This is a genomic window from Campylobacter sp. CH278 (assembly GCF_004378845.1).
Lineage (GTDB): Bacteria > Campylobacterota > Campylobacteria > Campylobacterales > Campylobacteraceae > Campylobacter_D > Campylobacter_D jejuni.
Window position 1 is genome coordinate 1 of record NZ_RYXZ01000015.1, and the last position, 3,103, is coordinate 3,103.

The 3,103-nt window shown below is 27.3% G+C and carries 2 protein-coding genes; both read left to right on the forward strand.

All coding sequences use genetic code 11. The annotated features are described in order from the left end of the window. Positions 1 to 1,166: 6-hydroxymethylpterin diphosphokinase MptE-like protein (locus ELQ04_RS08430; RefSeq protein WP_134224513.1), on the forward strand; the 1,166-nt coding region annotated here is incomplete at its 5' end. Next, complete coding sequence (locus ELQ04_RS08435) at positions 1,163 to 3,022, forward strand: motility associated factor glycosyltransferase family protein (protein WP_079396642.1); 1,860 nt, start codon at positions 1,163 to 1,165, stop codon at positions 3,020 to 3,022. The genes ELQ04_RS08430 and ELQ04_RS08435, both read left to right, overlap by 4 nt. Positions 3,023 to 3,103: the final 81 nt, after the last annotated feature.

Genomic DNA, 3,103 nt, shown 5'->3' on the forward strand with positions numbered 1-3,103 from the left:
AAGCTACGATTTTTTGTGCGGATTCTTCTTATCCTATTTTAGCTAAGCATGGTATAAAGCCTGATTATGTTTGCATGTTGGAAAGAAAAGCTATTACAGCAGAATTTTTTAATCATGATTTTGGGGAATTTGATAATGGAATTTGTTTTATTATCAAATCCATAGTACATCCTAATGCCATAAATTACCTAACCAAAAAAACCGATAATTTTACTATAGTTTCAACCTATGCAAGTTTTATACAATATTTAAAATTAGATTATTTTGGATATTTTAACATGGGATTTAGTGTTGCACATATGGCTTGTTATCTTTCCTTACATTTAAATCATAAAAACATCATTTTTATAGGACAGGATTTAGCTTATGCTGAAAATGGCAATTCTCATCCTGATGATTATCAAAATTCAGCTAGCTATGAAAGCAGAAGGTATCCGCATCTTTACACTCTTGCTTATGGCGGAAAAGAAAAAATCAAAACCCACCATGTCTGGCTTATGTTTAAACGAAATTTAGAGCAAGATGTGCAAAAAATACAAAAGTATTTAGATGCTAAAATTTACAACTGCACCGAAGGTGGAGCAAGGATAGAAGGAACCATAGAAAAACCTTTTTTATGGGCTTGTGAGAATTTACTTGATAAAGATTTAAATAAACCTTTTGAAAAATTAGAACCTTTAAGTTTAAATAGACAAAATGAGTTTTTACTTAAGGCTTATTATAAAGTTTGTAAAAGTATTGAACATTGTAGAGATTTTAACGATAACTTTATTAAAGTTTATGATAAAATAAAAAACTCTTTTATGAGTTTACAAAATTCTCAAAAAAATGAAATTTTTATTCAAGAAATTATTCAAGATATAGATAAAACCAAAACTCAAATAGATGAACTTTACAATACTCAAAAAGATTTGATACAAATTTTAGATCCTTTACTGACACAATTTGAACTTAATCTTGCTAGAATTTATGTTTTAAATCCTAAAACCAAAGAAGATGCTTTTAATAAAAGTATTCTTTGGATAAAAGAACATTTAGAATTTATGGAATTAGTTTATGGGCATATTAAAGCACAAGAAAATGCTTTGATAAAAAATATACTTCCTTTAGAAGAAAAACTTAAAGAAAGAAAATTAGATAAATGGATGGAAAGGGTGAGAAGGTGAGAGAAGAGCTTTTTTTAAAAAATACTCAAGCTTTGTTTGAGGTCGATGAGTTTTTAGCTTGTACACTAAGATCACTTAAATACTTAACTTTTGCACTTATCCAAGATGAAAATGGAATAAATTTTAAAAAAGATGATATTTTTCTTTATGAAAATCCCAATAAAGAGCTTTTAGAAAACCTTACTCTGTTTAAAACCGAATATAACAAATATCCTGTTTTGTTTTTTTATGGCTTTGGAAATGGAATGTTTTATAAAACTTTATGTAAAAACAAACAACATAAACACATTATCATTTTTGAAGACAATCTTGAAATTTTAACTTTAGCTTTTCATTTATTTGATTTTAGCGAAGAATTAAAAAAAGAGCAACTAATACTTTTCTATACTCCAAATATTAATACAGCACAACTCACCACACTTTTTACTTATGAAATCATTCAAAAAAGTGTAAAAATTTTTAATCTTTTTATCCATAATGATTTTTATCAACAATTTTATAGCACTCAAATACAAAATATAAATACTCAACTGATAGAAATGATACGATTTATCGTTTTAAACAAAGGTAATGATCCACATGATTCTTTAGTAGGGATCAAACATACCCTAGACAATCTCCCTAAAATGTTAAATCATGGAATTTTTCAAGAATTTCTCAAAGAAAGAAGAGCTAAGGTTAAAAATGCTATCATTGTTTCTACAGGACCAAGTCTTATAAAACAACTTCCTTTATTAAAAAAGTATGCCAATAAAGCTACGATTTTTTGTGCAGATAGTGCTTATGTTATCCTTGGAAAATACGGTATAAAGCCTGATTATGTTTGCATGCTAGAACGTGATGATATAGTTTCTAAATGTTTTGATAATGATTTTGGTGAATTTAATAAAAACATTCTTTTTATACTTGCTTCTGTAGTTCATAAAGAAGTATTAGATTTTTTAGAAAAAGATCAAAGAACTTATATGCTTGTACATCGCCCTTTAAATTTTGCAGCTAGTTTAAAACTTGATGAATATGGATATCTTGGAGTAGGACATAGTGTTTCAAATATGATCTATGAACTAGCCGGAGCCTTAAGATTTGAAAATATCATTTTTATAGGACAGGATTTAGCTTATGGCGAGGATGGAAGTTCACATCCTAAAGAGCATATACATGGAAGTCAAGGTGAAGAAATCAGAGGAGAAAAATATACACTAGCTTATGGAGGAAAAGGCAAAGTAAGAACTCAACTCACTTGGAATTTATTTCGTCAAGCTTTTGAAAAAGATATATTTTGGGCAAAAGAAAAACTCAATATCACCACCTACAACTGCACCGAAGGTGGAGCAAGGATAGAAGGAACTATAGAAAAACCTTTTTCATGGGCTTGTGAGAATTTACTTGATAAAGATTTAATTAAACCTTTTGATTTTCCAAAATTTCTAGATAAAAAACTAGCCAAAGAAAAATTAGAAAAAATAAAAAAATATCTCCAAAAAAGCATTTTAGAATCTAAAGAATTTATAAAAAAAACTCAAACTCAGCTTCAAAAGCTTAGATACACTTTAGAAAAAAATGACAAGAATTTTCAAACTCTTGAAAAAATCAAAAATGATCTTTTAAATCTTTTTAAAGAATTTAAAAAACTCAAGCTTTTTAATGAACTTTGTCAAGCTATTTATTTTCATAACGAATGCGAAATTTTAAAATTTGAAGTTTTAAACACAAATAAGCAAAAAGAAAATTTAATAGACTTTTTGAAAATACAACACAATTGGTTTATCCAAGGTTTAGGATATCTTGATACTCAAAACAAAACCATAGAAAAAAGTTTAGAAAATTGGAATTTTGACGATATAATCAAAAAATAATTAGGATTTTCAATGACCTTCACCCCTACTCAAAAAGAACTTTTTAACAAAAACATTGAGGCTTTAAGCAATATTCTTTTA